At 74.4% G+C, this 22,017-nt stretch carries 17 protein-coding genes and 2 pseudogenes; 9 read left to right on the top strand and 10 right to left on the bottom strand.

All coding sequences use genetic code 11. The features are described 5' to 3' along the window. The first annotated feature begins 19 nt into the window (after positions 1–19). Positions 20–1,366, top strand: a complete 1,347-nt coding sequence (locus ACQEVU_RS21310) for a protein kinase domain-containing protein (protein ID WP_433326111.1) — start codon at positions 20–22, stop codon at positions 1,364–1,366. An 8-nt stretch (positions 1,367–1,374) separates the two neighbouring features. On the opposite strand, the gene ACQEVU_RS21305 is transcribed toward ACQEVU_RS21310, so the two are convergent. Next, positions 1,375–2,838, bottom strand: coding sequence for a class II fumarate hydratase (locus tag ACQEVU_RS21305; protein WP_433326109.1), 1,464 nt, complete (start codon positions 2,836–2,838; stop codon positions 1,375–1,377). A gap of 4 nt (positions 2,839–2,842) precedes the next feature. Further along, the gene (locus ACQEVU_RS21300) at positions 2,843–4,498 is read right to left on the bottom strand and encodes an NAD-dependent malic enzyme (protein ID WP_433326107.1); all 1,656 of its coding nucleotides are present in this window, start codon (positions 4,496–4,498) and stop codon (positions 2,843–2,845) included. Between the two features lie 156 nt (positions 4,499–4,654). On the opposite strand from ACQEVU_RS21300, the gene ACQEVU_RS21295 reads away from it, so the two are divergent. Continuing rightward, positions 4,655–6,928 (top strand): Hsp70 family protein, encoded by a 2,274-nt coding sequence (locus tag ACQEVU_RS21295; protein ID WP_433326105.1) that lies wholly within the window; start codon positions 4,655–4,657, stop codon positions 6,926–6,928. Positions 6,929–6,933: 5 nt separating this feature from the next. Here ACQEVU_RS21295 and ACQEVU_RS21290 read toward each other — a convergent pair whose 3' ends face one another. The 3 genes and pseudogenes from ACQEVU_RS21290 to ACQEVU_RS21280 form a co-directional block, all read right to left on the bottom strand. Next, positions 6,934–7,353: a hypothetical protein gene (locus ACQEVU_RS21290; protein WP_433335392.1), complete on the bottom strand. Its 420-nt coding sequence runs from the start codon at positions 7,351–7,353 to the stop codon at positions 6,934–6,936. A 47-nt stretch (positions 7,354–7,400) separates the two neighbouring features. Next, positions 7,401–7,955, bottom strand: a complete 555-nt coding sequence (locus ACQEVU_RS21285) for a hypothetical protein (protein WP_433335390.1) — start codon at positions 7,953–7,955, stop codon at positions 7,401–7,403. A 34-nt stretch (positions 7,956–7,989) separates the two neighbouring features. After that, positions 7,990–8,322: pseudogene (locus ACQEVU_RS21280) on the bottom strand (glycosyltransferase family 39 protein); the annotation flags it as partial. Between the two features lie 360 nt (positions 8,323–8,682). Between ACQEVU_RS21280 and ACQEVU_RS21275 the strand changes: the two are divergent. Next, positions 8,683–10,908, top strand: a complete 2,226-nt coding sequence (locus ACQEVU_RS21275; RefSeq protein WP_433326103.1) for a putative bifunctional diguanylate cyclase/phosphodiesterase — start codon at positions 8,683–8,685, stop codon at positions 10,906–10,908. A gap of 13 nt (positions 10,909–10,921) precedes the next feature. Here the strand turns inward: ACQEVU_RS21275 and ACQEVU_RS21270 are convergent, their stop codons facing one another. Both ACQEVU_RS21270 and ACQEVU_RS21265 read right to left on the bottom strand, forming a co-directional pair. Further along, positions 10,922–12,256, bottom strand: a complete 1,335-nt coding sequence (locus ACQEVU_RS21270) for a chitosanase (RefSeq protein ID WP_433326101.1) — start codon at positions 12,254–12,256, stop codon at positions 10,922–10,924. 89 nt (positions 12,257–12,345) lie between these two features. Then, positions 12,346–13,035: a CHASE domain-containing protein gene (locus ACQEVU_RS21265; protein ID WP_433326099.1), complete on the bottom strand. Its 690-nt coding sequence runs from the start codon at positions 13,033–13,035 to the stop codon at positions 12,346–12,348. 64 nt (positions 13,036–13,099) lie between these two features. On the opposite strand from ACQEVU_RS21265, the gene ACQEVU_RS21260 reads away from it, so the two are divergent. The 4 genes from ACQEVU_RS21260 (at position 13,100) to ACQEVU_RS21245 (ending at position 17,155) form a co-directional block, all read left to right on the top strand. Further along, the gene (locus ACQEVU_RS21260) at positions 13,100–13,495 is read left to right on the top strand and encodes a response regulator transcription factor (protein ID WP_433326097.1); all 396 of its coding nucleotides are present in this window, start codon (positions 13,100–13,102) and stop codon (positions 13,493–13,495) included. Between the two features lie 5 nt (positions 13,496–13,500). After that, a complete protein-coding gene (locus ACQEVU_RS21255; RefSeq protein ID WP_433326095.1) occupies positions 13,501–14,367 on the top strand; it encodes a hypothetical protein in 867 nt (288 codons plus the stop codon). Between the two features lie 20 nt (positions 14,368–14,387). Continuing rightward, positions 14,388–16,043 carry a lysine--tRNA ligase gene (lysS, locus tag ACQEVU_RS21250; protein ID WP_433326093.1) on the top strand — a complete coding sequence of 552 codons (1,656 nt, stop codon included), beginning with the start codon at positions 14,388–14,390 and terminating at the stop codon, positions 16,041–16,043. A gap of 86 nt (positions 16,044–16,129) precedes the next feature. Continuing rightward, the gene (locus tag ACQEVU_RS21245) at positions 16,130–17,155 is read left to right on the top strand and encodes a hypothetical protein (RefSeq protein ID WP_433326091.1); all 1,026 of its coding nucleotides are present in this window, start codon (positions 16,130–16,132) and stop codon (positions 17,153–17,155) included. 9 nt (positions 17,156–17,164) lie between these two features. On the opposite strand, the pseudogene ACQEVU_RS21240 reads toward ACQEVU_RS21245, so the two are convergent. Continuing rightward, positions 17,165–17,614: pseudogene (locus tag ACQEVU_RS21240) on the bottom strand (HAD family hydrolase); the annotation flags it as partial. Positions 17,615–17,714: 100 nt separating this feature from the next. On the opposite strand from ACQEVU_RS21240, the gene ACQEVU_RS21235 reads away from it, so the two are divergent. Further along, complete coding sequence (locus ACQEVU_RS21235; protein ID WP_433335018.1) at positions 17,715–18,875, top strand: ROK family protein; 1,161 nt, start codon at positions 17,715–17,717, stop codon at positions 18,873–18,875. On the opposite strand, the gene ACQEVU_RS21230 is transcribed toward ACQEVU_RS21235, so the two are convergent. Further along, on the bottom strand, positions 18,862–19,464 hold the full coding sequence (locus ACQEVU_RS21230; protein ID WP_433326089.1) for an NlpC/P60 family protein: 603 nt from the start codon (positions 19,462–19,464) through the stop codon (positions 18,862–18,864). The two genes, ACQEVU_RS21235 and ACQEVU_RS21230, sit on opposite strands and share 14 nt — an antisense overlap. 62 nt (positions 19,465–19,526) lie before the next feature. On the opposite strand from ACQEVU_RS21230, the gene ACQEVU_RS21225 reads away from it, so the two are divergent. Then, positions 19,527–20,660 carry a trans-sulfuration enzyme family protein gene (locus tag ACQEVU_RS21225; RefSeq protein ID WP_433326087.1) on the top strand — a complete coding sequence of 378 codons (1,134 nt, stop codon included), beginning with the start codon at positions 19,527–19,529 and terminating at the stop codon, positions 20,658–20,660. 80 nt (positions 20,661–20,740) lie between these two features. Here the strand turns inward: ACQEVU_RS21225 and ACQEVU_RS21220 are convergent, their stop codons facing one another. Next, a complete protein-coding gene (locus ACQEVU_RS21220; RefSeq protein WP_433326085.1) occupies positions 20,741–22,006 on the bottom strand; it encodes an MFS transporter in 1,266 nt (421 codons plus the stop codon). Positions 22,007–22,017: the final 11 nt, after the last annotated feature.

Here is a 22,017-nt window from a genome sequence, read left to right as displayed (position 1 = left end):
TGATGGGTATCGGATCGGAGTGGCCAGCGAAGGTGACCTGATCAACGACCGCTACCGGCTCGACGGCCCCATCGCCGCCGGCGGGATGGGTGCGGTCTGGCGCGCGACCGACACCCTGCTGGGCCGGCCCGTCGCGGTGAAGCTGCTGCACGACGGCCGCTCCGGCGAGCGCGAGTTCCAGGCCCGCTTCCACCACGAGGCCCGCGCGATGGCGGCGCTGCACCACCCCGGCATCGCGGCCGTCTACGACTACGGGGCGACCGGGGACGCCGGGGCGTACATCGTCATGGCGTACATCGACGGCCGGCCGCTCGACCGCCGCATCGCCGAGGAGGGCCGCCTCGACCCGGCCACGGCGATGTCGGTCGTCGCCCAGGCGGCGCGCGCCCTCGAGGCGGCGCACGAGGCCGGCATCGTCCACCGGGACGTGAAGCCCGGCAACCTCATCGTCCAGCCCGACGGCACCGTGGTGCTGGTCGACTTCGGCGTGGCCCGCTCCAGCGCCTCGGCCGCCGTCACCGCCACGAACGACGTCGTCGGCACGGCCCTGTACATCGCCCCGGAGCAGGTGTCGAAGCAGGCGACCGGCCCGGCGACGGACATCTACGCCCTCGGCGCCGTGGCGTACCACTGCGTCGCCGGCCACCCGCCGTTCATGGGCGACAACGCGGTCGCGATCGCCGTGCACCATCTCAACGACGAGCCGCCGCCGCTGCCGGCCGACGTGCCCGCGCCGGTACGCCACCTCATCACCACGGCCATGGACAAGGCGCCGTCGGCGCGCTACCCGTCGGCCGCGGCGCTGGCCGCCGCCGCGGACGCGGCCGCCGCGGCACCGTCCACAAGCGACACCCTCGTCTCGGTACCCCTGGTCATCCCGGATCCCCCGGGCGAGACCCCGCCCCCGCGCCGCCGGGTGCCCTGGTGGGCGCTCGCGCTCGCCGGGGTGGCCGTCCTCGCCGTCGCGCTGACCCTCGCCCTGTCCGGCATGTTCTCGTCCGGCCCGGCGGCCGGCCCGACGCCCACGGCGAGCGCTCCCGGCGGCGACGGCGGCGTCGGCACGGCCCCGGCCGGCGGTGGCGGAGGCGGGGACGGCGGGGGCGGAGGCTCGAAGGCCTCGGGCGCGCCCGGGCAGCCGAGCACCCCGGCGGCTACCGGCCCGCAGCAGACGCCCGCGACGGGCGGCGGGACCACCGGGGGCGGCGGCGCGACGCCGACGGCGGGCGGGGCCGAGACCACCGGGCCGGCCCCGGAAACGACCGCCCCGGCGCCCGAGAAGACCACCGCGCCGCAGGCGACCACCCAGCCGCAGGCCACCACTGCGCCGCAGGCCACCACCCAGCCGAAGGCGACCACCGCCGGCTGACACGATCGTCAGTCGGAGCCCGGTTTCGACGCGGGGGTGCGCTGAGCGGTGCCGGGGCGGGTGAGGGCGGCCGGGACGACGACCCGGTCGAAGAGGTCCTCGGCCACGCCCTGGTCCAGTGCCGCCTGCCGCAGTGTCAGGTCGGCGTCGATCGCGTGGTGGGCGATCTGCGACGCGCGGTCGTAGCCGATGACCGGCGACAGCGCGGTGACCATCATGACGGAGCGGTCCACGTACCGGCGCAGCTGCTCCTCGTTCACCGCCGCGCCCTCGACCAGGAACTCGCGGAAGTGCTCGGCGGCGTCGGCGAGGATGCGCACCGCGTGCAGCACGTTGCTGATGACGACCGGGCGGAACGCGTTGAGCTCGAAGTTGCCCTCGCTGCCGGCGATCGACACCGCCGTGTCGAAGCCCTGGACCTGGACGCAGACCATGAGCATCGCCTCGGCCTGGGTGGGGTTCACCTTGCCCGGCATGATCGACGAGCCGGGCTCGTTGGCCGGCAGGTCGAGCTCGTGCAGGCCGGCGCGCGGGCCCGAGCCCAGCCAGCGCATGTCGTTGGCGAACTTGAACAGCGCCACGGCCACGCCGCGCAGCGCGGCCGAGGTGCGCACCAGCGCGTCGAGCGAGCCCTGGGCCGCGAACTTGTTCGGGGCGGTGACGAACGGGCGGCCGGTCAGCTCGGCGATCGCCGCGGCGGCGTCCTCGGCGAAGCCGGCCGGGGCGTTGAGGCCGGTGCCGACCGCGGTGCCGCCCATCGCCAGCCGGAACAGGCCGCCCATCGTCGTGCGCAGGTGCTCGGCGGCGTCGGTGAGCTGGGCGGCGTACCCCGACCACTCCTGGCCGACCGTGAGCGGCGTCGCGTCCTCCAGGTGCGTCCGGCCGATCTTCACGACGGCGTCCCACTGCCGGCTCTTGGCCTCGGCCGCCGCCTGCAGGCGGCCCAGCGCCGGCAGCAGCCGCTCCTCGATCGCCGTCACGGCGGCGATGTGCATCGCGGTGGGGAAGGTGTCGTTGGAGGACTGGCCCATGTTGACGTCGTCGTTGGGGTGCACCGGGTCCTTGCTGCCCAGCCGGCCGCCGACGAGCTGGATGGCCCGGTTGGAGATGACCTCGTTGACGTTCATGTTGGACTGCGTGCCGGACCCGGTCTGCCAGACGTACAGCGGGAACTCCTCGTCGAGGCGGCCGGTGACGACCTCGTCGGCGACGCGGGCGATGAGGTCGGCCTTCCAGCCCGGCAGCCGCCCGGCCCGCGCGTTGACGACCGCGGCGGCCTTCTTCACCCAGCCGTAGGCGTGGTACACCGGCTTGGGCATCCGGTCGTCGCCGATGTCGAAGTGCACCAGCGAGCGCTGCGTCTGCGCGCCCCAGTAGTGCCCGGCCGGCACCTCGACAGCGCCGAGCGAGTCGGTCTCGATCCGGGTCCCCCCGGCGTGCAGCCCGATCGGCACGTCCCGCACCACGACCACGGGGTCACCCGGCCTTGATCGGGCGGTAGACCGGCTGCCACATCGCGTCCTGCACCTGCTGTACCGCGGAGGAGACCTCGGCGCGGGCCAGCCCCTCGGCCGCCGCCTGCTGGGCGACCGCGACGGCGACCGTCGCCGACACCGTGCGCAGGTCCTCGACCAGCGGCAGCAGCGACGCGCCCCGGGCGCTCACGTCGACGAGCCCGGCCACCGCGTCGGCCGCCGCGGCCAGCATGCCGTCGCTGACCCTGCGCGCGCGGGCGACGATCGCGCCGAGCCCGAGGCCCGGGTAGAGCAGCGCGTTGTTGGCCTGCCCGATGGCGTACGTGACACCCCGGTAGGTGACCGGCGAGACCGGGATGCCGGTGGCGATCAGGGCGCGCCCCTCCGTCCACGCGATGAGCTGGTCGGGCATCGCCTCGATGCGCTCGGTCGGGTTGGACAGCGGCAGGATGATCGGCCGGTCGGCGTGGCGGGCCATTTCCCGGATGATGTCCTCGGTGAACGCCCGGTGCACGGTCGACGTGCCCACCAGCATGGTCGGGCGCGCCTCGGCGACGGTCGCGGCCAGGTCGATCCCGCCCTCGCGGCGCCGCCCGGCGACCTCGGCCGCCGGCCGGGCGTACGGCCGCTGGAAGTCGCGCAGGTCCGCCATGTCGTCGACGAGCAGCCCCGCCCGGTCGACGCACCAGATGCGCCGGGTCGCCGCGTCGCGGTCCAGGCCGTCGCGGACCATGGCGTCGCGCAGCTGGTCGGCGATGCCGACGCCGGCCGTGCCGGCGCCGAAGACGACGATGCGCTGCTCGCGCATGCGGGTGCCGGCGACCCGGGTGCCGCTGAGCGCCGCCGCGAGGGTGATCGCGCCGGTGCCCTGCATGTCATCGTTGAAGGTGCAGACCTGGTCGCGGTACCGCTGCAGGATCCGCCGCCCGTTGCCCGGCCCGAAGTCCTCCCAGTGCAGCAGCGCGTTGGGGAACAGCCGGGTGGCGGCGCGCACGTAGGCGTCGATGAAATCGTCGTAGCGCTGGCCGCGGACCCGGGCGAAGCGGTTGCCGACGTACTGCGGGTCGTTGAGCAGCCGCTCGTTGTCGGTGCCGACGTCGAGCGACACCGGGATGACGCGCGCCGGGTCGATCCCGGCCGCCGCGGTGTACACGGCGAGCTTGCCGACCGCGATGTCGATCCCGCCGACGCCCCAGTCGCCGATGCCGAGGATCTCCTCGGCGTCGGAGGCGACGATGAGGTCCACGTCGTCCTTGCCCAGCCCGGCGTCGGCGAGCGCCGCCTCGACCCCGCCCGGGTCGTCGATCGACAGGTAGACGCCGCGCGGGCGGCGGTACTCGTGGCTGTAGCGCCGGATCGCCTCGCCCACCGTCGGGTCGTACACGACCGGCAGCATCTCGCGCAGGTGCTCGCTCAGCAGCCGGTAGAACAGCACCTCGTCGGTGTCCTGCAGCATCGTCAGGAAGACGTTCTTCTGCAGGTCGCTGGGCTGCTCGTGGTACTGCTCGTAGGCCCGCGCCACCTGTTCCTCGATGCTCTGCACCGCCGGTGGCAGCAGCCCTGAGAGCCCCAGTGTCCGCCGCTCCTCGGAGCTGTACGCGGTCCCCTTGTTCAGCAGCGGGATCTCCAGCAGCTCCGGACCGCGCGCGGACGTCACGTACGCCCCGTCCTCGACCCGGAACCTTCGACCTTTGGCTAGTGTCGCCCCGGCGGTCATGGCATCGCCCTCCCGTTGCGTTGGCCTTCACACCACCGTCCGCGGCCGCCCCGCTCGCGCCATCACCAGCACCGCGTGATCCGGTAAGGTTTGGCGGTGGTCGATGGGTTACGGCTGGGCGTTGACTTCGGCACCTCGAACACCGCGGCGGTGCTGCACACCCCCGGCGGGCGGGTCCAGTCGCTGCTCTTCGACGGCGAGCGGCTGCTGCCCTCGGCCGTGTTCGCGCCCGAGTCCGGCGAGCTGCTCGTCGGGCGCGACGCCGTGCACGCGGCCCGGCTGCAGCCGGAGCGCTTCGAGCCCAACCCGAAGCGGCGCATCGACGAGGGCACCGTGCTGCTCGGCGACCGCGACGTGGCGGTCGAGGACCTGATCGCCGCGGTGCTGCGCCGGGTGCACGCCACCGCCCGGGAAGCGACCGGCGGTGCGCCGTTCGGCGTCGTGCTCACCCACCCGGCGGCCTGGGCCGGCTCCCGGCGGGCCCGGCTGCTCGACGCCGCCGCGCGGGCCGGGATGGCGCCGGTCGAGCTCGTCGCCGAGCCGGTCGCGGCCGGCACGCACCTGAGCCGGCGGCCGTCGGCGCGGTTCGGGCCCGGGATGTCGGCGCTGGTGTACGACTTCGGCGCCGGGACGTTCGACGCGTCGGTGATCCGCCACGGCGACACCATCGAGGTCGTCGCCGAGGCCGGGCGGCCGCACGTCGGCGGCCTCGACATCGACCAGGCCGTCTTCGAGCACCTCGGCGAGGTGTTCGGCGACCGGCCCGGCTGGTCCCGGCTGCGCCATCCGCAGGACACCGACGCGCGCCGGGAGAGCCGCCGGTTCCGCGACGAGATCCGCGTGGCGAAGGAGTTCCTGGCCCGCAACAGCTCGACGCGGGTGCACGTGCCGCTGGTCGACGCGGAGGCGCCGCTCGGCCGGGAGGTCCTCGACCGGCTCGCCCGGCCCTTCGTGCAGGCCACGATCCAGGCCTGCGAGGAGGCGGTCCGCCGGGCCGGGCTCGCCCCCGGCGGCCTGGACGCGATCTACCTCGTCGGCGGGTCGAGCCGGCTGCCGCTGGTGCACACGATGCTGCTCGACGCCTTCCGCCTCAACCCGACCATGCACGACCAGCCCGAGGTCGCCGTCGCCGAGGGCGGCGTCCTGGTCGAGCCGCGGCCCGCCGCACACCGCCCCGGGCCGGCCGGCACGGGCCCGGCGGCCGACGCCGACGAGCTGTCCGGGCGGCACCACACGGCCGCCCATCTGGTCCGGCAGGGGCGGCTCAACGACGCCGAGCGGGAGGCCGCCGCCGTCGTCGAGGAGCGGGCCCGGCTCCTCGGGCCCGGCCATCCGGACACCGCGCAGAGCCGGCTGCTGCTCGGCGGGATCCTGCTGCTGCGCGACGACCCCGACGGCGCCGGCCGCGAGTTCCAGCAGGCGCGCGACGCCCTGCGCGAGTCGCTCGGCGCCCGGCACCGCGAGACGCTGCGGGCGCGATACCGCATCCTGCTGTGCCGGCTGGCGCTGTCCGCCGACGACCTGGCGCCGCTGGTCGGCGACGTCAACGCCCTGCTGGAGGCCCAGCGCGGCGCGTCGGGCGCCGGCGACCCCGACATCCTGGCCACCCGCGGCCTGGCCGCGTTCGTGGAGGCCCGGCAGGGCGAGCCGCGCGGCGCGCGGGAGGCGGCGCTGCGCGAGGTGCTCGCCGCCCAGCTGTCCACCGTGGACCCCGACGACCCGGCCGCGTACCGCACCTGGCTGCTGCTCGTCGCCGCCCTCACACACTGGGGCGACCACGAGGCGGCGCTGCGCGAGGCGGCCCGGCTGCGGGCGTCGATCGGCGACGAGCTCGGCGAGGCCCACCCGTTCACCGGCGACGCCGCCGACGTGCTCTGCGGCGCCTACGTCGACGTCGCGGCCACCCTGGACGCGCAGCCGGGGCGGGCCGCGGACGCGTCCAGGGCCCGGGCGAAGGCGCTCGACCTGTCGAAGCGCAACCTGCGCCGGCAGCGCGAGCTGCTCACCGACGAGCACCACCGGACCGTACGGGCGCGGCTGCGGTACGGCGAATGCCTGTTCCTGGCCGGCCAGCGCGCCGACGGCCTGGCGCAGCTGCGGGCCGCGCTCGAGGGATACCGGCGGCAGCAGGGCCCGGGCCACGTCACGACCCTCGCCGTCCAGGTGCTGCTCGCGACGCGGCTGGCCGAGCACGGCGACACGGACGCCGCGGAGCCGCTCTTCCGCGACGCCGTCGCCGCCTACGAGCGCGAGTTCGGGCCCGGCTGCCCGCAGGCCGAGGCCGCCCGGAGGGGCCTGAGCGCCGCCGCCCGCCGCAACGCCTCGGTCTCGCACCGCTTCCGCCGCTGGATCAACGACCTGGCCGAGTGAGCCCGTCACGCGCCTTCCCGTGAGCGGCCGCGGTCCAGGCGCCAGTACAGCACCAGCAGCGCGAGGGTGAGCGCCGCCTCGATGCCGAGCCCGGTGCCGAGGCCGAGCGCCTCACGCGCCGAGAAGTGCTCGAAGTGGCGCAGATGGAACAGCAGGTGGGTGAGCGCGTACACGGCGAACCCGGTCAGCGCGGCCAGCACCAGCCGGCGCTCCATGGTGGCGGCCGCGAAGACCAGCACCGTGACGAGCGCGAGGCCGAGGCCGCCGACGTCGGACATGAGGTGTTCGTTGAACGGCGGATCGAGCCGCACGGTCGGGACGTCTTCGAAGAACGAGCGAGGAAAGAGGTACTGCCACAGGCTCACGACGGCGTCCACCCCGATGAGCAGGATGAGGCCCGCCCGCAGCCACGCGTTGCGCATCATGCCGTCGGGACGGGGCGGGGGCCGCGTTCGTGACAGTGACCTGCGCCTCACGCGCAGCGGTAGACCGCCTCGGCGCCCCCGCCGACGTCGGCGGTGACGTCGGTGCAGGAGGCGCGCACCCAGGCGGTGACGGCCGTCGTCGTGGTGGCGCCCTCGCGCTCGCGGCGGCCGAAGCCGCGCTCCGGGCCGGCCGCGGGCAGCAGGAAGTAGTGCAGCTCGCCCCGGGCGACCATGGCCTGCACGGCGGCGAGCGTCGGCTGGGGCACGGTACCGCTGAAGCCGCCCATCGGCAGGTAGGGCCGGGCGGTGGCCATGATGTAGGGCGCGGCGGTGTTCCACGACGTCGTCGCGGCCACGAACCGGGCGCCGCCGCGGTGCGACTCGAGGTAGTCGTGGACGCGGCGGCGCTCGGCGGTGAGCGTGGTGGTCGCCTCGGCGAACGGGCCGCCGGGGCTGGCGAAGCGCTGCGCCATCAGCACCGGCGCGCCGTCGCGGCCGCCCGGCGGCGCGAACGGACGGCGCGGGGCGCCCATCCGGAAGCGGTCGGGCACCGGGCCGGCCGAGGCGTCGAAGGCGCTGCCGCCGTAGCGCGGGTCGAGCACCGAGGCGGCCCAGCCCGCCGGACAGCAGCGCCGTCTGGAACGCGTCGGCGGCCAGGACGAGGCACATCGTGAGCAGGCCGTCCTCCATCGGGTGGCCGAACATCGAGGCGACGACCGGGGTGAGGCCGAACAGGGCGGCCGCGAGCAGGCCGGCGGCGGGACCGGCGAGGCGGCGGCCGATGCGGTACATCACGAGCACCGCCACGACGCCCTCGACGACCTGCGGCAGGGTCAGCGACCAGGCGTGGTAGCCGAACACGCGGGCGGCGATCGCCTGCGGCGCGAACGAGCCGGCCAGCTTGTCGATGGTGATCGTCGCGCCCGGGTCCAGGGCGCCGTAGAAGAACGCCTTCCAGCTCGTCGACATGCTGCGGGCCGCGACCGAGTAGAACAGCGCGTAGCCGCTGTCGCGGATGCGCCAGGCGTAGAGCACCCCGGCGACCGCGGTCACCGCCAGCAGCGCGGGGCGTGCCCACGCGGGCTGCCCCTCGGGCGAACGCCAGAACGCGAGCCGGACCGGGACGCGAATAGTACGCACAACCACCACTCCATGCGATTCGCCCGATTTATCCCTCGCGCGTACTCTGCCCGCAAAACCTCCGGCGAGGCTCCCATGGACCTCAAAGACACCTCGTAACTCGGGTGCAGACGGTGGGCCGGGCGCAACTACCGGGACTGCACCGCAACCGCACTCAGAAACCCCGGCGGGGCTCCGATCGGGGTGACCATGTCGGAGAGCGCGCGGGAACAGCACGAGAGCGACTACCGGGCCCGCCAGATCAGGCTGGGGACCTGGATCGCCGTCGGGGTCATCCTGATCGGCGCCGTCCGCGTGCAGCTCGACTGGCACGGCGGGCCCTGGCTGGTCTCGCTCATGGCGCTGGCCGGCGCGGGACAGGCGGGACTGGCGATGCTGCCCTGGCAGCGGTACGCCGGCTCGCCCTGGATGCCGCGCGTCATGTTCGTCTGGTGGCTGGCCAACCTGGCGCTGCTGCTGGCGTTCACCGCCTACGACGTCGCGGCGCTGGCGATCTTCCCGGCCGGCGTGACGCTCGTCCTCGCCTCGACCGCGGCCCTGGCCACCGAGCGGGAAGTGGTGGGGTTCGGGGCGGTGAGCGTGCTCGGGTACCTCGGGCTCGTCGTCACCCGCGACCGGCCGGTCACCGGCACGCTCGCCGCGCTCACCATCGCGCTCATGCTCGGCGTGACCTGGTTCTGCGCGCGGACCGCGAGCAACCGGCGGCGGCTCGACGCGGCCCGGCGCACCGCCGAGCGCAAGGTCGAGGCGCTGCTGGAGAACTCCTCCGACGCCGTCCTGGCGATCCAGCCGGCCGGCGGCGTGACGTACGCGAGCCCGTCCGTGCGCACCGTGCTCGGCTACGAACCGACGTTCATGACCAACGAGCTGCTCATGGACATCACCCACCCCGACTACCTCGCCACCGCCGTGGAGTGGTGGCAGGCCGTGGCCAACGGCGGGCCCGGGCACACCGCGCGGGCCGAGTCGCGCGTCCGGCGGGCCGACGGCGCCTGGATCTGGGTCGAGGTCATCGGCACCAACCGCACCGGCGAGGAGCCGCTCAACGCCGCCGTCATCAGCATCCGCGACATCACCGAGCGCAAGGAGCTCGAGGAGGAGCTCACCCGGCAGGCGTTCGCCGACTCGCTGACCGGGATGCCCAACCGGGCGCTGTTCCGCGACCGGCTCGAGCACGCCATCGCCCGCAACCGGCGCGGCGGCGGGCGCATCACGCTGCTGCTCGTGGACCTCGACGACTTCAAGCTCGTCAACGACAGCCTCGGGCACACCGCCGGCGACCAGCTCATCGCCACCACCGCGCTGCGCCTGCACCAGCAGCTGCGGGCCGCGGACACCCTCGCCCGCCTCGGCGGCGACGAGTTCGCGATCCTCGTCGAGGACATCAACGAGATCGAGGCGATGGACCTCGCCGAGCGGCTCCTGACCGCGATCCGCCGGCCGCTGCGGCTGGGCAACCGCGACGTCGTGTGCTCGGCCTCGATCGGCGTGGCGACCGCCAAGGCCGGCGAGGGCGACGACGGGCCCGACCCGGGCGAGCTGCTGCGCAACGTCGACCTGGCGATGTACTCGGCCAAGGGCGCCGGCCGCGACCGCTACGCGCTGTTCGACCCGGCGATGTACGCCGACATCATGCGCGAGGCCGAGGAGCGCGCGGAGATCGAACGGGCGCTGGCCCGCGACGAGTTCGTCGTGCACTACCAGCCGATCGTGGACCTGCCGACCAGCCGGCTCATCGGCGTCGAGGCGCTCGTGCGCTGGCAGCACCCGGTGCGCGGGCTGCTCGGGCCGAACACCTTCATCCCCCTCGCGGAGTCGACCGGGCTCATCGTCCCGCTCGGCCGCTACGTGCTGCGCCAGGCCTGCGAGCAGCTGGCCCGCTGGCGCGACGAGTTCCCGTCCGCGGCCGCCATCCGCGTCAACGTCAACCTCTCCGCCCGGCAGTTCCAGCACGAGGGGCTGGTCGAGGAGGTCTCGGGCATCCTCGCCGAGACCGGCGCGGACCCGCACCAGATCGTCCTGGAGATCACCGAGTCGCTGCTCATGCAGGACACCGACTCGACGATCGAGACCCTCGGCCGGCTCAAGGCGCTGGGGGTACGCCTGGCGATCGACGACTTCGGGACCGGTTACTCGTCGCTGTCGTACCTCAAGCGCTTCCCCGTCGACATCCTGAAGATCGACCGCTCGTTCGTCGACGGCATCACGACCGAGCAGGGCGACGCCACGCTCGCCGAGGCGGTCGTGCAGCTGGGCCGGGCGCTGCGGCTGCAGACGGTCGCGGAGGGCATCGAGACCGCCGAGCAGTGGTCGACGCTGCAGGACCTCGGCTGCGAGTTCGGGCAGGGGTACCTGTTCGCGAGGCCGGGCGCCGCCTCGGAGATCTCGACGATCCTCGGCGACGCCCGGGTCTAGCTGGTTCGCTCGGTCAGGCCGGAATGTTGTACGGGTCGCCGTACACCTTCCAGCTCAGCGGCGGGTTGAGGTCGAAGTTGCGGTTGTTGAGGAACACCCGCTGCTCGGTGTCGACCCGGCTGGTGTCGCTGTGCGCCTCCTCGGTCTTCATCGCCGCGACGCGCGCGTCGAGGAAGGCGTTGAGGTACGTCGCCTCGTCGCCGCCCTGCGCCGGCGTCTTCGCCTTGGCCATGGCGGCCTTGCGGATGCCGCCGAAGCTGACCGGGTCGGTGCCGGGGCCGTGCATGACGATCGCGTCGTAGTAGATGAACTGGCCCAGGGCGCGCAGGCCGTCGGCCTTGGCCTGGCTGACGGCGGGGTTGAAGTACACCCGGTCCCGCTCGTCGTCCTGCGCCTTCTGGAACTGCGCGTCCGCCGCCGCGGTCTTCCAGTCCCTGGTGAAGTTCGGGTCGAGGCCCGAGTGCGAGGAGGTGCCGTTGACGCTGCGCAGCGCCGGCAGGTACTTCGCCAGCACGTTGCCCGGCACCCGCTGGGTGTAGAGCTCGACCAGGTCGAGCATGTCGCCGGTGCCGGAGCAGAAGCCGATGATGCCGGCCGTGTAGCCGCGGCCGTCGCCGATGTCCTCGATGTACTTGTACTGCGCCTTCCAGTCCAGCGAGGAGTTCTCGGCCGAGGACACCAGCTGCATCGCGATGTCCTTCTTGTGCGGGTCGGTCAGGTCCTTGCCCGAGGGCGAGGAGGTCGGGCTCTTCGTCGGCGAGGCGCTGGCGGACGCGCTGCGCGACGGGGACGCCGAGGCCGAGGGGGTGGCGCTGCGCGACGCCGACGGCGAGGCGCTCGGGGTGGACTCGGTGCCGTTGCCGTACACCTGGAACTCATACAGCGAGTAACCCCACTGCGTGCCGCGGGCCGTGCCGTACAGCCGCACGTAGCGGCCCGAGCCGGACAGGCCGGTCAGGTCGTCCGTGCCGCCGTCGCCGGCGGTGGTGCTGTAGATCGTGCTCCACGCGGAGCCGTCGGCCGAGGTCTCGATCCGGTACGCCTTGCCGTACGCCGCCTCCCACTTGAGGTTGACGTGCGTGATACTGCGGGTCGCGCCGAGGTCGACCCGGATCCACTGCGGGTCCGACCCTTCCGCGCTGGCCCACCGCGTGCCGGTGTTGCCGTCGAACGCCAGGGCGGGGCCCAGCGACGACGACTCCACGGACGACGAGGTGGCCGGCTTGCCCTGCGACAGCAGGGTCTCCGTGGCCGCGTCGGCACCGTGCATTACCAGGACGGTCGTGGCGGTGCCGGCGACGAGCAGGGCCGCGGCGCCCAGGCCGGCCAGCCTGAGGGGGTGGTTCACGAGGCGCCTCCAAACCTTATCTGTTAGGCAACTTGCCTGACAGATATTGGGATCGGATGCGCTCGATGTCAAGGGCCCTAAACCTGACTTCATTTCGCGTTATGGTTGGCGGCCCGCCGCACGGCCGGTGCCGGGGTCGACGGGCGCTGCAGCCGCCACCACGCGTCCGGCCCGTCGACGTCGTGGGCGCGCGCGGGCGGGGCGTGCGGCAGGAGCACGCTGAAGCGGGTACCGCCGCCGGGGTTGTGCAGCACCTCGCCGATGGCGGCGCCGAAGAAGTCGGGCCCGCGCAGGCCGAGCAGCACGAGGCCGCGCAGGCGGCCGCCCGGGCCGAGCACCGGGGTGGCGACGTTGAGCGCGCGGCGGCGCTCGGCCTCGGGCAGCCCGGTCTCGCGCTGCAGCAGCGAGGCGTTGGACATCGCCGCGCCGCCGGCGCTGCGGGCCTGGCGCAGCACGTCGGCGATCGCCGGTACCGCCGCGACGTCCGCGCCGCCGATGGCCGGCGCCCGGCCGTCGAGCTGGCGGCCGTAGACGGCGAAGTAGTGCTCGGCGACGCCGGCGGCCGGGCGCAGGGTGAGCCCGGCGGCGCCGGCCGCGCGCCAGGCGTCCTGCACGGCCGGGACCTCGGCGGTGGCGGCGGGGGCGACGAAGAGCACGGCGGTCGCCGAGCGGCGCTCCTTCGAGGCCAGCGCCAGGCTCACGCCCGCCGTCACCGCCGCGCCGAGCAGCAGCACGAGCACCGCGAGCGCGCTCGAGACGTACCGCCTGCCGGACTGCACCTCCACACCGTATTTGACCCGATTTGTTGGCATACTGGGTTCGGGGTATTGGGGGTGAGAGCGAATGTCGACCGTCCTGATCGCCGAGGACGACCTCGCGATTCGCGACCTGCTCACGTTCCTGCTCGACACGTCCGGCCACCACGTGCTGGCCTGCGGCGACGGCGGCAGCGCGCTGGACACCGCGCACCGGGAGCATCCCGACCTCGCGATCCTGGACGTGAGCATGCCGGGCATCAACGGGTTCGAGGTCTGCCGGCGGCTGCGCGAGACGGCCGACACCGAGCTGATGCCGGTGCTCATGCTGACCTCGCGCGGCCAGTGGCTGGACGTGAGCACCGGCTTCGACGCCGGCGCCGACGACTACCTGGTCAAGCCGTTCGAGCCGAGCGAGCTCATGGCGCGCATCGAGACGCTGCTGGAGCAGTCGGGAACCGGCGGGCCACCGGTCACGTCCTAGCGGGCATGAGACGCCTGCTGCTCGTCGCCGCGGTACTGCCCCTGGCCGCCTGCGCCGCCGCTCCCGCGCCGCTGCCCGCGGCACCCCGCGCGTCCGGCGGCGCCCCCGGCCTGGTGGTGCACGACGGGGACACCGTCGAGGCGACCGGCCAGGTCCAGGTCCTGCCGGGCCGGAAGCCCCGGTTCTGCGCGCCCGCGCCGGTCACCGCCGAGGGCACGGCCGGCGGCGCGCCGAAGCGCTGCGACCAGGGCGTCGACCTCGACGGCTTCGACGCCACGAAGGTCGGCCCCGATGGCCGGACCCTGCTGCGCGGCACCCTGCGCGGCGGCGTACTGCACGTGAGCATTCAGGCCGCGGGCCGGCCCGAACCGGCGGAGACCTTCGACTGGCAGGTGCCCTGCCCGGCCCCGGCCGGCGGGTGGCAGCACGGCGACCGGCCCGACGGCAACGGCCTGCACGAGCTGATCTACGACGAGCACCCGGACTGGTTCCGCGACCTGCGGGTCACCTACCCCGACGGCGAGCCGAGCGGCAGCACCGAAGGCCCCACCCCGCGGACCGTGTTCGTCGTCGAGATCGTCACCGCGGACCGCGGCGCGGCCGAGCGGGCGGTCCGCGCGCGCTACACCGGCAACGTCTGCATCGTCGTCAACCCCGGCGCCAAGAGCCTCGCCGACCAGCAGCGCGACCTCGAGAAGGTGCAGGCCGTCGCCGGCCCGCTGATGCAGGACCCGGCCAGCGGCGTCTACATGCTCATCGGCGGCGACAAGGTGGAGCTGCAGATGGTGATGCTCACCCCGGAGCTCGACGAACGGCTCGCTGCGGTGCGCGACCTCATCACGGCCAACCCCTGGCTGCGGCCTGCGGCGTAGCGTTCGGCAGAATGGATCCGGTGACGCAGAGCATTGACGACGACTGGGTAGCCCGCTTCGCCGACGAGGTCATCGCATCCGCGCAGGACCGCGCGCCGGGCCGGCCGATCGTCTGCGCGTCCGGGCTGAGCCCCTCCGGGCCGATCCACCTGGGCAACCTGCGCGAGATAATGACCCCGCACCTGGTCGCCGACGAGATCCGCCGCCGCGGCGAGGACGTCGTGCACATCCTGTCGTGGGACGACTACGACCGCTTCCGCAAGGTGCCGGCGAGCGTCCCGGGCGTCGACGAGTCGTGGAGCGAGCACATCGGCCGCCCGCTGAGCGCCGTGCCCGCGCCGCCCGGCAGCCCCTACGGCAGCTGGGCCGAGCACTTCAAGGCGGCCATGGCGTCGTCGCTGGCGCAGCTCGGGGTGCAGTACCGCGGGATCAGCCAGACCGAGATGTACACGTCCGGGGCGTACACGTCTCAGATCCTGCACGCCATGCGGGAACGCCGGCACATCGACGCGGTGCTCGGCAAGTACCGCACGAAAATCGCCCCCGAGCAGAACGACGAGGACGGCGAGAGCGTCACCGGCTACTATCCGTACCGCCCGTACTGCTCGGTCTGCGGCCGCGACACCACGACCGTCACCGCCTACGACGACGACACCACCGAGCTGACCTACACCTGCTCGTACGGCCACGGCGCGACGGTGCTGCTGTCCGAGCACCGCCACGGCAAGCTGGTGTGGAAGGTCGACTGGCCGATGCGCTGGGCCTTCGAGGGCGTGCACTTCGAGCCCTCCGGCGTCGACCACTCCTCCCCCGGCTCGTCCTACGTCGTCGGCAGCCAGCTCGTCGCCGAGGTCTTCGGGGCCAAGCCCCCGATCGGCCCGATGTACGCGTTCGTCGGCATCGCCGGCATGGCCAAGATGAGCAGCTCCAAGGGCGGCGTGCCGACCCCGGCCGACGCGCTGCAGATCATGGAGGCGCCGCTGCTGCGCTGGCTGTACAGCCGCCGCCGCCCGAACCAGTCGTTCAACATCGCGTTCGGCGACGAGAACCAGCGCCTCTACGACGAGTGGGACACGCTGGGCCGCAAGGTCGCCGAGGGCACCGCGCCGCCGGCCGACGCCGCCGCCTACCACCGCGCGATCGGCACCGCCGCCGGGCCGCTGCCGGTGACGCCGCGCCCGCTGTCGTACCGCATGCTGGCCTCGGTGGCCGACATCACCGTCGGCGACCCGGCGCAGATGCTGCGCATCCTCGCCGACGTCGACCCCGACGACCCGATCCTCACCCTGGACGACGTCCGCCCGCGGCTGGACTGCGCCGTGCGCTGGGTCACCACGTACGTCCCCGACGAGTCGCGCACCCACGTGCGCACCGAGCCGGACACGGAGCTGCTGGCCTCCCTCGACGACGACCAGCGCGCGTCGCTGTCGCTGCTCGCGGAGGGCCTGGAGCGGCAGTGGTCGCTGGAGGGCCTGACGACGCTGGTGTACGGCGTGCCGAAGATCCGCCTGGGCCTGCCCCTGGACACGCCGCCGACCCCGGAGCTGAAGGTCGCCCAGCGGGAGTTCTTCGCGCTGCTGTACCGCCTGCTGGTCGGCCGCGACCGGGGCCCCCGCCTGCCCACGCTGCTGCTGTCGCTCGGCCCGGAGAAGGTCCGCACCCTGGTCGGAAGCTGATCCGCCGGCCCCCAGCCGCGCACATCGGCAGCGGGTGAAGCCGCGGCGACACTGTGGTGAAAGCGGGGGCGCGCAGATTGCCGGGCATGACGATTCGGACCTGGCACAAGCCGCTGCTCGTCAACGCGGCCCTCATGTTCCTGCTCGCGCTCGTCGCCGCCGGCGGGGTGCTGCTCGACCACCGCACGCTGCTCGGGGCGCCGGTGTGGCTCAAGCCCTTGAAGTTCGGTGTCGCGTTCGGGGCATACGCACTGACCCTCGCGTGGGTGATCTCGCGGCTCACGCGGGGGCGGCGGGTCGGGTGGTGGGTCGGCACCGTGTTTGCGGTCTGTGGCGTGCTCGACGTCGGGGTCATCGCCTACGCGGCCGCGCGCGGCACGTTCAGCCACTTCAATGTCGGGACCGATCCGGTCGCGCGGCTCGTGCAGGCGGTGTTCACCTACGCGGTGCCGCCGATCCTGGTCGCGATCCTCGTCCTCGCCGTGCTGGTGCTCATGCAGCGCACCGGCGACCGGGCGCTCACCGCGGCCCTGCGCGCCGGGCTCGGGCTGGCGGTGCTCGGCATCATCGCGGCCGTCGCGCTCGGCGGGCGCTCCGGGGCCGTTCCGCGCACGGTGCCGGACGCCCAGAACCAGCCCACGACGCTGCTCGGCGCGCACGGCGGGGCCGGCTCGCCCGACGGGCGGGGCATGCCGCTGACCGACTGGAGCACCACCGGCGGCGACCTGCGCGTGCCGCACTTCGCCGGGCTGCACGGCATCCACGCGCTGCTGCTGCTCACGTGGGGCCTCGCGCTGCTCGTGCGCTCCGAGCGGGTCCGGGCGCGGCTGGTGCGGGTGGGCGCGGCCGGGTACGCCGGCATCTTCACCGTGCTGTTCTGGCAGGCGTGGCGCAACCAGCCGCTCACCGCCCCGGACGCGAAGACGCTGACCGGGCTCGCGGTCGTGGCCGGCGCGACCGCGCTCGGCGCCGTGCTGGTGGTGCTAACGGCCCGCGCTGAGGAGCAGGTCGGCGAGGTCGCCCAGGTCGCCGAGGCGCACGTCGCCGTCGAGGCCGCGCAGGGCGGCGACGGCGGCCCCGGCTGCCCGGCCGGCGTCAATGCCGGGCTGTGAGTCCTCGACCACCAGGCAGTCGCCCGGCTTGACCCCGAGCCGGGCGGCCGCCTCCAGGTACGGGTCGGGGAAGGGCTTGCCGCGCGGCGTGTCCTCGACGGTGACGAGCACCGGCGGGGCGATGCCGGCCGCGCCCAGGCGGGCCGCGGCGAGGCGCCGGTCGGCGCTGGTCACCACCGCCCACGGCAGGTCCAGCTCCTTGAGCGCGACGAGCAGGCGGCCGGCGCCGGCGGTGGCCACGACGTCGTCGAGGTCGGCGTACTGCAGCTCGAGCTGGCGGGCCGCGGCCCGGTCCACGCCCGGCGCGTCGAGGTCCGGCAGGACGACGCGGATCGTGGTCGGCGCCGGGTTGCCGTGCATGATCGGGATGATGTGCTCGGCCGGCACCGCGGCCTCGGCCGCCCACGCGAGCCAGGCGCGCTCCACGGCGGCGTCGGAGTCCACGAGGGTGCCGTCCATGTCCAGCAGTACCGCACCGAAGCGCCGCATTGCCCCGTACCTCCCCACGCTAATAAACTCGTCTGACGAGCATAATCGGGGAGGTCGCGCGGTGGCAACGATGCGAGCGGAGGCGCTGCGGGTGCAGGGCGCGCTGGCGCTGCTGCGCCACGCGCACGCCCACCCCGGCGTGACCCGCGCGGAGGCGGCCGCCAGCCTGGGGCTCAGCAGCGGCTCGGCGACCGAGATCATGGGCCGGCTGCGGGCCGCCCGGCTGCTCGCGGAGCGGCCCGTGACCGCGCCGAGCGGCGGCCGGGGGCGGCCGAGCACCGAGCTGGTCGCGCACCCCGAGGGGCCCCTCGTCGCCGTCGTCGAGCTCACCCACGCCACCTGGAGCGTGACCACCGCGGCGATCGGCGGCGAGCTCGCCCCCGCGGCCGTGCACCGCCACCGCGGCGGGCCGCCCGCCGAGGTCCTGGCCGAGGTCCGCGCCGCCCTCGACGCGGTGCGCCGCGACGCCGGCGACCGGCTGGCCGCCGTCGGGGTCGCGGTGCCGGGCACGGTGCGCGGCACCACCGTGGTGCAGGCGGCGACGCTGCGCTGGCGCGACGTCGACCTCGCGCCGCTCGGCGGCGGCCTGCCGCTCACCGTCGGCAACGACGCGTCCCTGGCCGGCGTGGCCGAGGCGCTGCGGGGTGCGGCCCGTGGGGTACCGGTGGCGCTGCACCTGACCGTCGAGGTCGGCGTCGGCGGGGTGCTGCTCGTCGAGGGCCGGCCCGTGCTCGGCGCGACCGGGGCCGGCGGCGAGTTCGGGCACGTGCCGTTCGGAGAGCCGGGCCTGGCCTGCCCGTGCGGGGCGACCGGCTGCTGGGACGTGACCGTCGACGGCCGGGCCATGGCCCGCCGCCTCGGCCGGCCCGCCCCGGACGACCCGCGGGGCTTCGCCGCCGAGGTCCTCGCCGCCGCCCGGCGCGGCGACGGTGACGCCGGGGCCGCCGTGACCGAGGCCGCCGCCGCGCTCGGCCGGGGCGTCGGGGCGCTGCTCAACGCGCTCGACCCGGCGGTGGTGACCCTCGGCGGCCTCGGCGCCGACCTGCTCGATGCGGCCGGCGACGCACTGCTGGCCGCGGCGCGCCCGGCGGCGATGGCCTGGCGCCGCGCCGCGCTCCCGCCGATCGTCCCGGCCGCCCTGGGCTCCCGCGGCCCGTCCATCGGCGCCGCCGAGTCCGCGCTCGGCGCCGTCCTCGCCGGCCTGGCTCAGGACCTGCTCACACGTCGGTGAGGTGCACGTAGGCGACGACCTGCTCGTCGCGCGGCAGGTCCTGCAGGTGGACGGAGACGCCGGTGTGTCCGGCATTGATCACCTGGTCGTCGCCGATGTACAGCACAACGTGGCCGCCGTTGTTCGTGAACACCAGGTCGCCGGCGACGAGCTGGTCGCGGGTGACCCGCTCGCCGACGTTGATCTGGTCGTAGGTGACCCGGGGCAGGTCGACCCCGGCCGCCTCCCAGGCCCGCATGACCAGGCCCGAGCAGTCGTACGTGTCCGGGCCCGCGGTCGCGAACCTGTACGGCTTGCCGAGCTGCTCGCGCGCGTACGCGATCGCCGCCGCCGTCTTCCGCGCCCGGCGCGCCGCGGCCTCGTCGCGGATGATGAGGGTCTGACCGATCCGGATCAGCGTCGAGGTGCCCAGGCCGTTGAGCTGCTGGAGCTGCTCGACCGTGGTCCCGTTGCGGTGCGCCAGCCCCCACAGGGTGTCGCCGCGCTGCACCACCACTGCCAGTGGCGGCGGCGCCTCGGCCCGGGCCTGCGTCTGCGGTACCACCACAAGCGCCACGCCGACGAGGGCGCCCAACCATCTATGTCGCATGCAGGCACCCTAACGAACAAATCTCCTGTTTGTGGCAAATCGGACGCGTTGATACTGGTGCGATGAACATGACCCGCTTGCTGCACCCCGACGTCCCCGAGCGGCCCGCCGGCGTACCGGTGACGACGCCCGTCTACCAGACGAGCACCTACGAGCTGCCCCGCACGCCGGAGGCGGCGCAGATCGCGTCGGCGGTGGCGCCGGTGGGGTACTACACGCGGTACGGCTCCCCGAACGCCGCCGAGGCGGAGGCGATGCTCGCCGGCCTGGACGGCGCCGAGCGCGCCCTGCTGCTGGGCAGCGGCATGGCCGCGGTGAGCGCCGCGCTGCTGTCCAACGTCCGGGCCGGCTCCCGCGTCGTCGCCCAGACCAACCACTACACGGCCGCGCTCACGCTGCTGCGCGACGTGCTGCCCACGTTCGGCGTCTCCGTCCGTCTGGTACCGCAGGAGTCGCTGCCCTCCAGCATCGACGACTCGGTCGACGTGGTGTACACCGAGACCCCCGTCAACCCGGCCATGGTCCTCACCGACCTCGAGGCCGTGCGCGCCGCCGCCCCGAAGGCGCTGCTCGTCGTCGACAACACGTTCGCGACCCCGTACAATACCCGCCCGCTGGAGCTCGGGGCGGACCTGGTGGTGCAGTCGGCGACGAAGTACCTCAACGGCCACAGCGACGTGACCGCGGGCGTCGTCACGGGCCGCGCCGAGCTCATCGACCGCGCCTGGGAGACGGCTCGGGTGCTGGGCCCCGTGTGCCACCCGTTCGAGGCCTGGCTGCTGGCCCGCGGCCTGCGCACGTTCCCGCTGCGCATGGCCCGCCACAACGCCAACGGCCTGGCCGTCGCCGCGGCGTTGCAGGCCCACCCGCGCGTGGCCGCGGTCCACTATCCCGGACTGCCGACCCACCCGCAGTACGCGCTGGCCCAGCGCCAGATGACGGGCTTCGGCGGCATGCTCGCGTTCACCGTGGCGTCGCCGGAGGCCGCGCAGTCGGTCCTGCGGCACACGGGCCTGGCCCGCAACGCGGTCAGCCTCGGCGGCACCGAGACCCTGATCACCCACCCCGCGTCGCTGATCTTCGCCCACGGCGGCACGTCGGACACGGTCGACGCTTCGTTGCTGCGCGTCTCGGTCGGCCTGGAGGAGCCCGAGGACATCATCGCGGACCTGACCGGCGCCCTGGACCGCCTGTGATGCAACGGCCGGTCACGGCCCCCGGCCGTGCAGCAGGCCTGGCCGTGGTGGTGCCGGCGTCGACCTCGCCGCCGGCGCCATCACGGGACCGTGGCGGGGCGGGTATCGGTAACGGCCTGCGGCGCCCGGTAGTCGTCGAGGTCGCGCAGGCGGCGGATCGGCGAGGCCAGCACCGCCAGGGGGGCCAGGACGGTCGCGGCGGCGAAGGCGAACAGCGCCGCGCGGGCGCCGAACGCGCCGGCGGCGAGCCCGGCCAGGACGCCGCCGACCGCGATCGCGCCCCACGACACGAACCGGACGGTGGCCACGACCCGCGGCAGCAGCCCCGGCGGGCTGGCGAGCTGCCGGTAGGTGCGCATGGTCACGCTCAGCACGACCACGCCGGCGGCGAAGACGACGTTGCCCAGCGTGAAGGCGGCGTAGGCGGCCCATGACGTACCGACGGGAATGATCATCGCTCCGAGCACGGCGACGAGGGACGCCACGACCAGGGCGCGGGCGGTGCCGGCCCGGGCGGTGAACCGAGGGGTCAGCGCGGCGCCGGCCAGGGTGCCGAGGCCCTCGGCGGCCAGCAGCGCGCCGACCCAGCCGGCCGGGGTGTGCAGCTCCCGGACGAGGTACAGCGGGTACAGCGCCAGCTGCGCCCCGCACACGAAGTTCACCGCGGTCGCCAGCCACAGGCCCGGCCCCATGATCGGGTGGCGGACGACGAACCGCCAGCCCTCGCCGATCATCGCCCGCATCGGTGCCGCGGCCGCCCCGGTCCCGCCGGCGCGGCGCGGCGGGAGGGTGCGCAGCAGCACCGCGGAGGCGAGGTAGCTCACCGCGTCGACCAGCAGCGTCGCGACCGGGCCGAGCGCCTGCACGAGCAGCCCGGCCGCGGACGGCCCGCCGAGCTGGGTGGTGGCCTCGGTGGCCGAGTTGAGGCTGTTGCGCGACTGCAGCTGCTCCGGCGGCACGACCGCGGGCAGGAACGTCTGGTTGGCCACGCCGAAGACCACGTTGGCCAGGCTCACGCACAGGGCGACGGCGATGAGCTGGGCGACGGTGAGCACGCCGAGGTACCAGCACAGCGGGACGGAGGCGACCGCGGCCGCCCGCACGACGTCGGCGGCGACCTGGGCGCCGCGCAGCGGCAGCCGCTGGACCAGGACCCCGGCCGGCATGCCGATGAGCAGCCATGCCACGTAGCCGGCGGCGGCGATGAAGCCCATCTCGACCGGGCTGGCGTCGAGCGCGGTCAGGGCGGTGAGCGGCAGCGCCACCGCCCCGACCGCGGAACCCGCCGAGCTGACGGCCCCCGCTGTCCACCACCGCCAGAAGACTTGGTTCGGTGAGTTCCACATTGGAACTCACT

Origin of the sequence: Dactylosporangium sp. CA-139066 (assembly GCF_050936175.1) — a bacterium.
In the GTDB taxonomy this organism is placed as follows: domain Bacteria; phylum Actinomycetota; class Actinomycetes; order Mycobacteriales; family Micromonosporaceae; genus Dactylosporangium.
The sequence above is the reverse complement of the archived record's forward strand: the minus strand, read 5'-3'. Positions and strand labels throughout refer to the sequence as shown.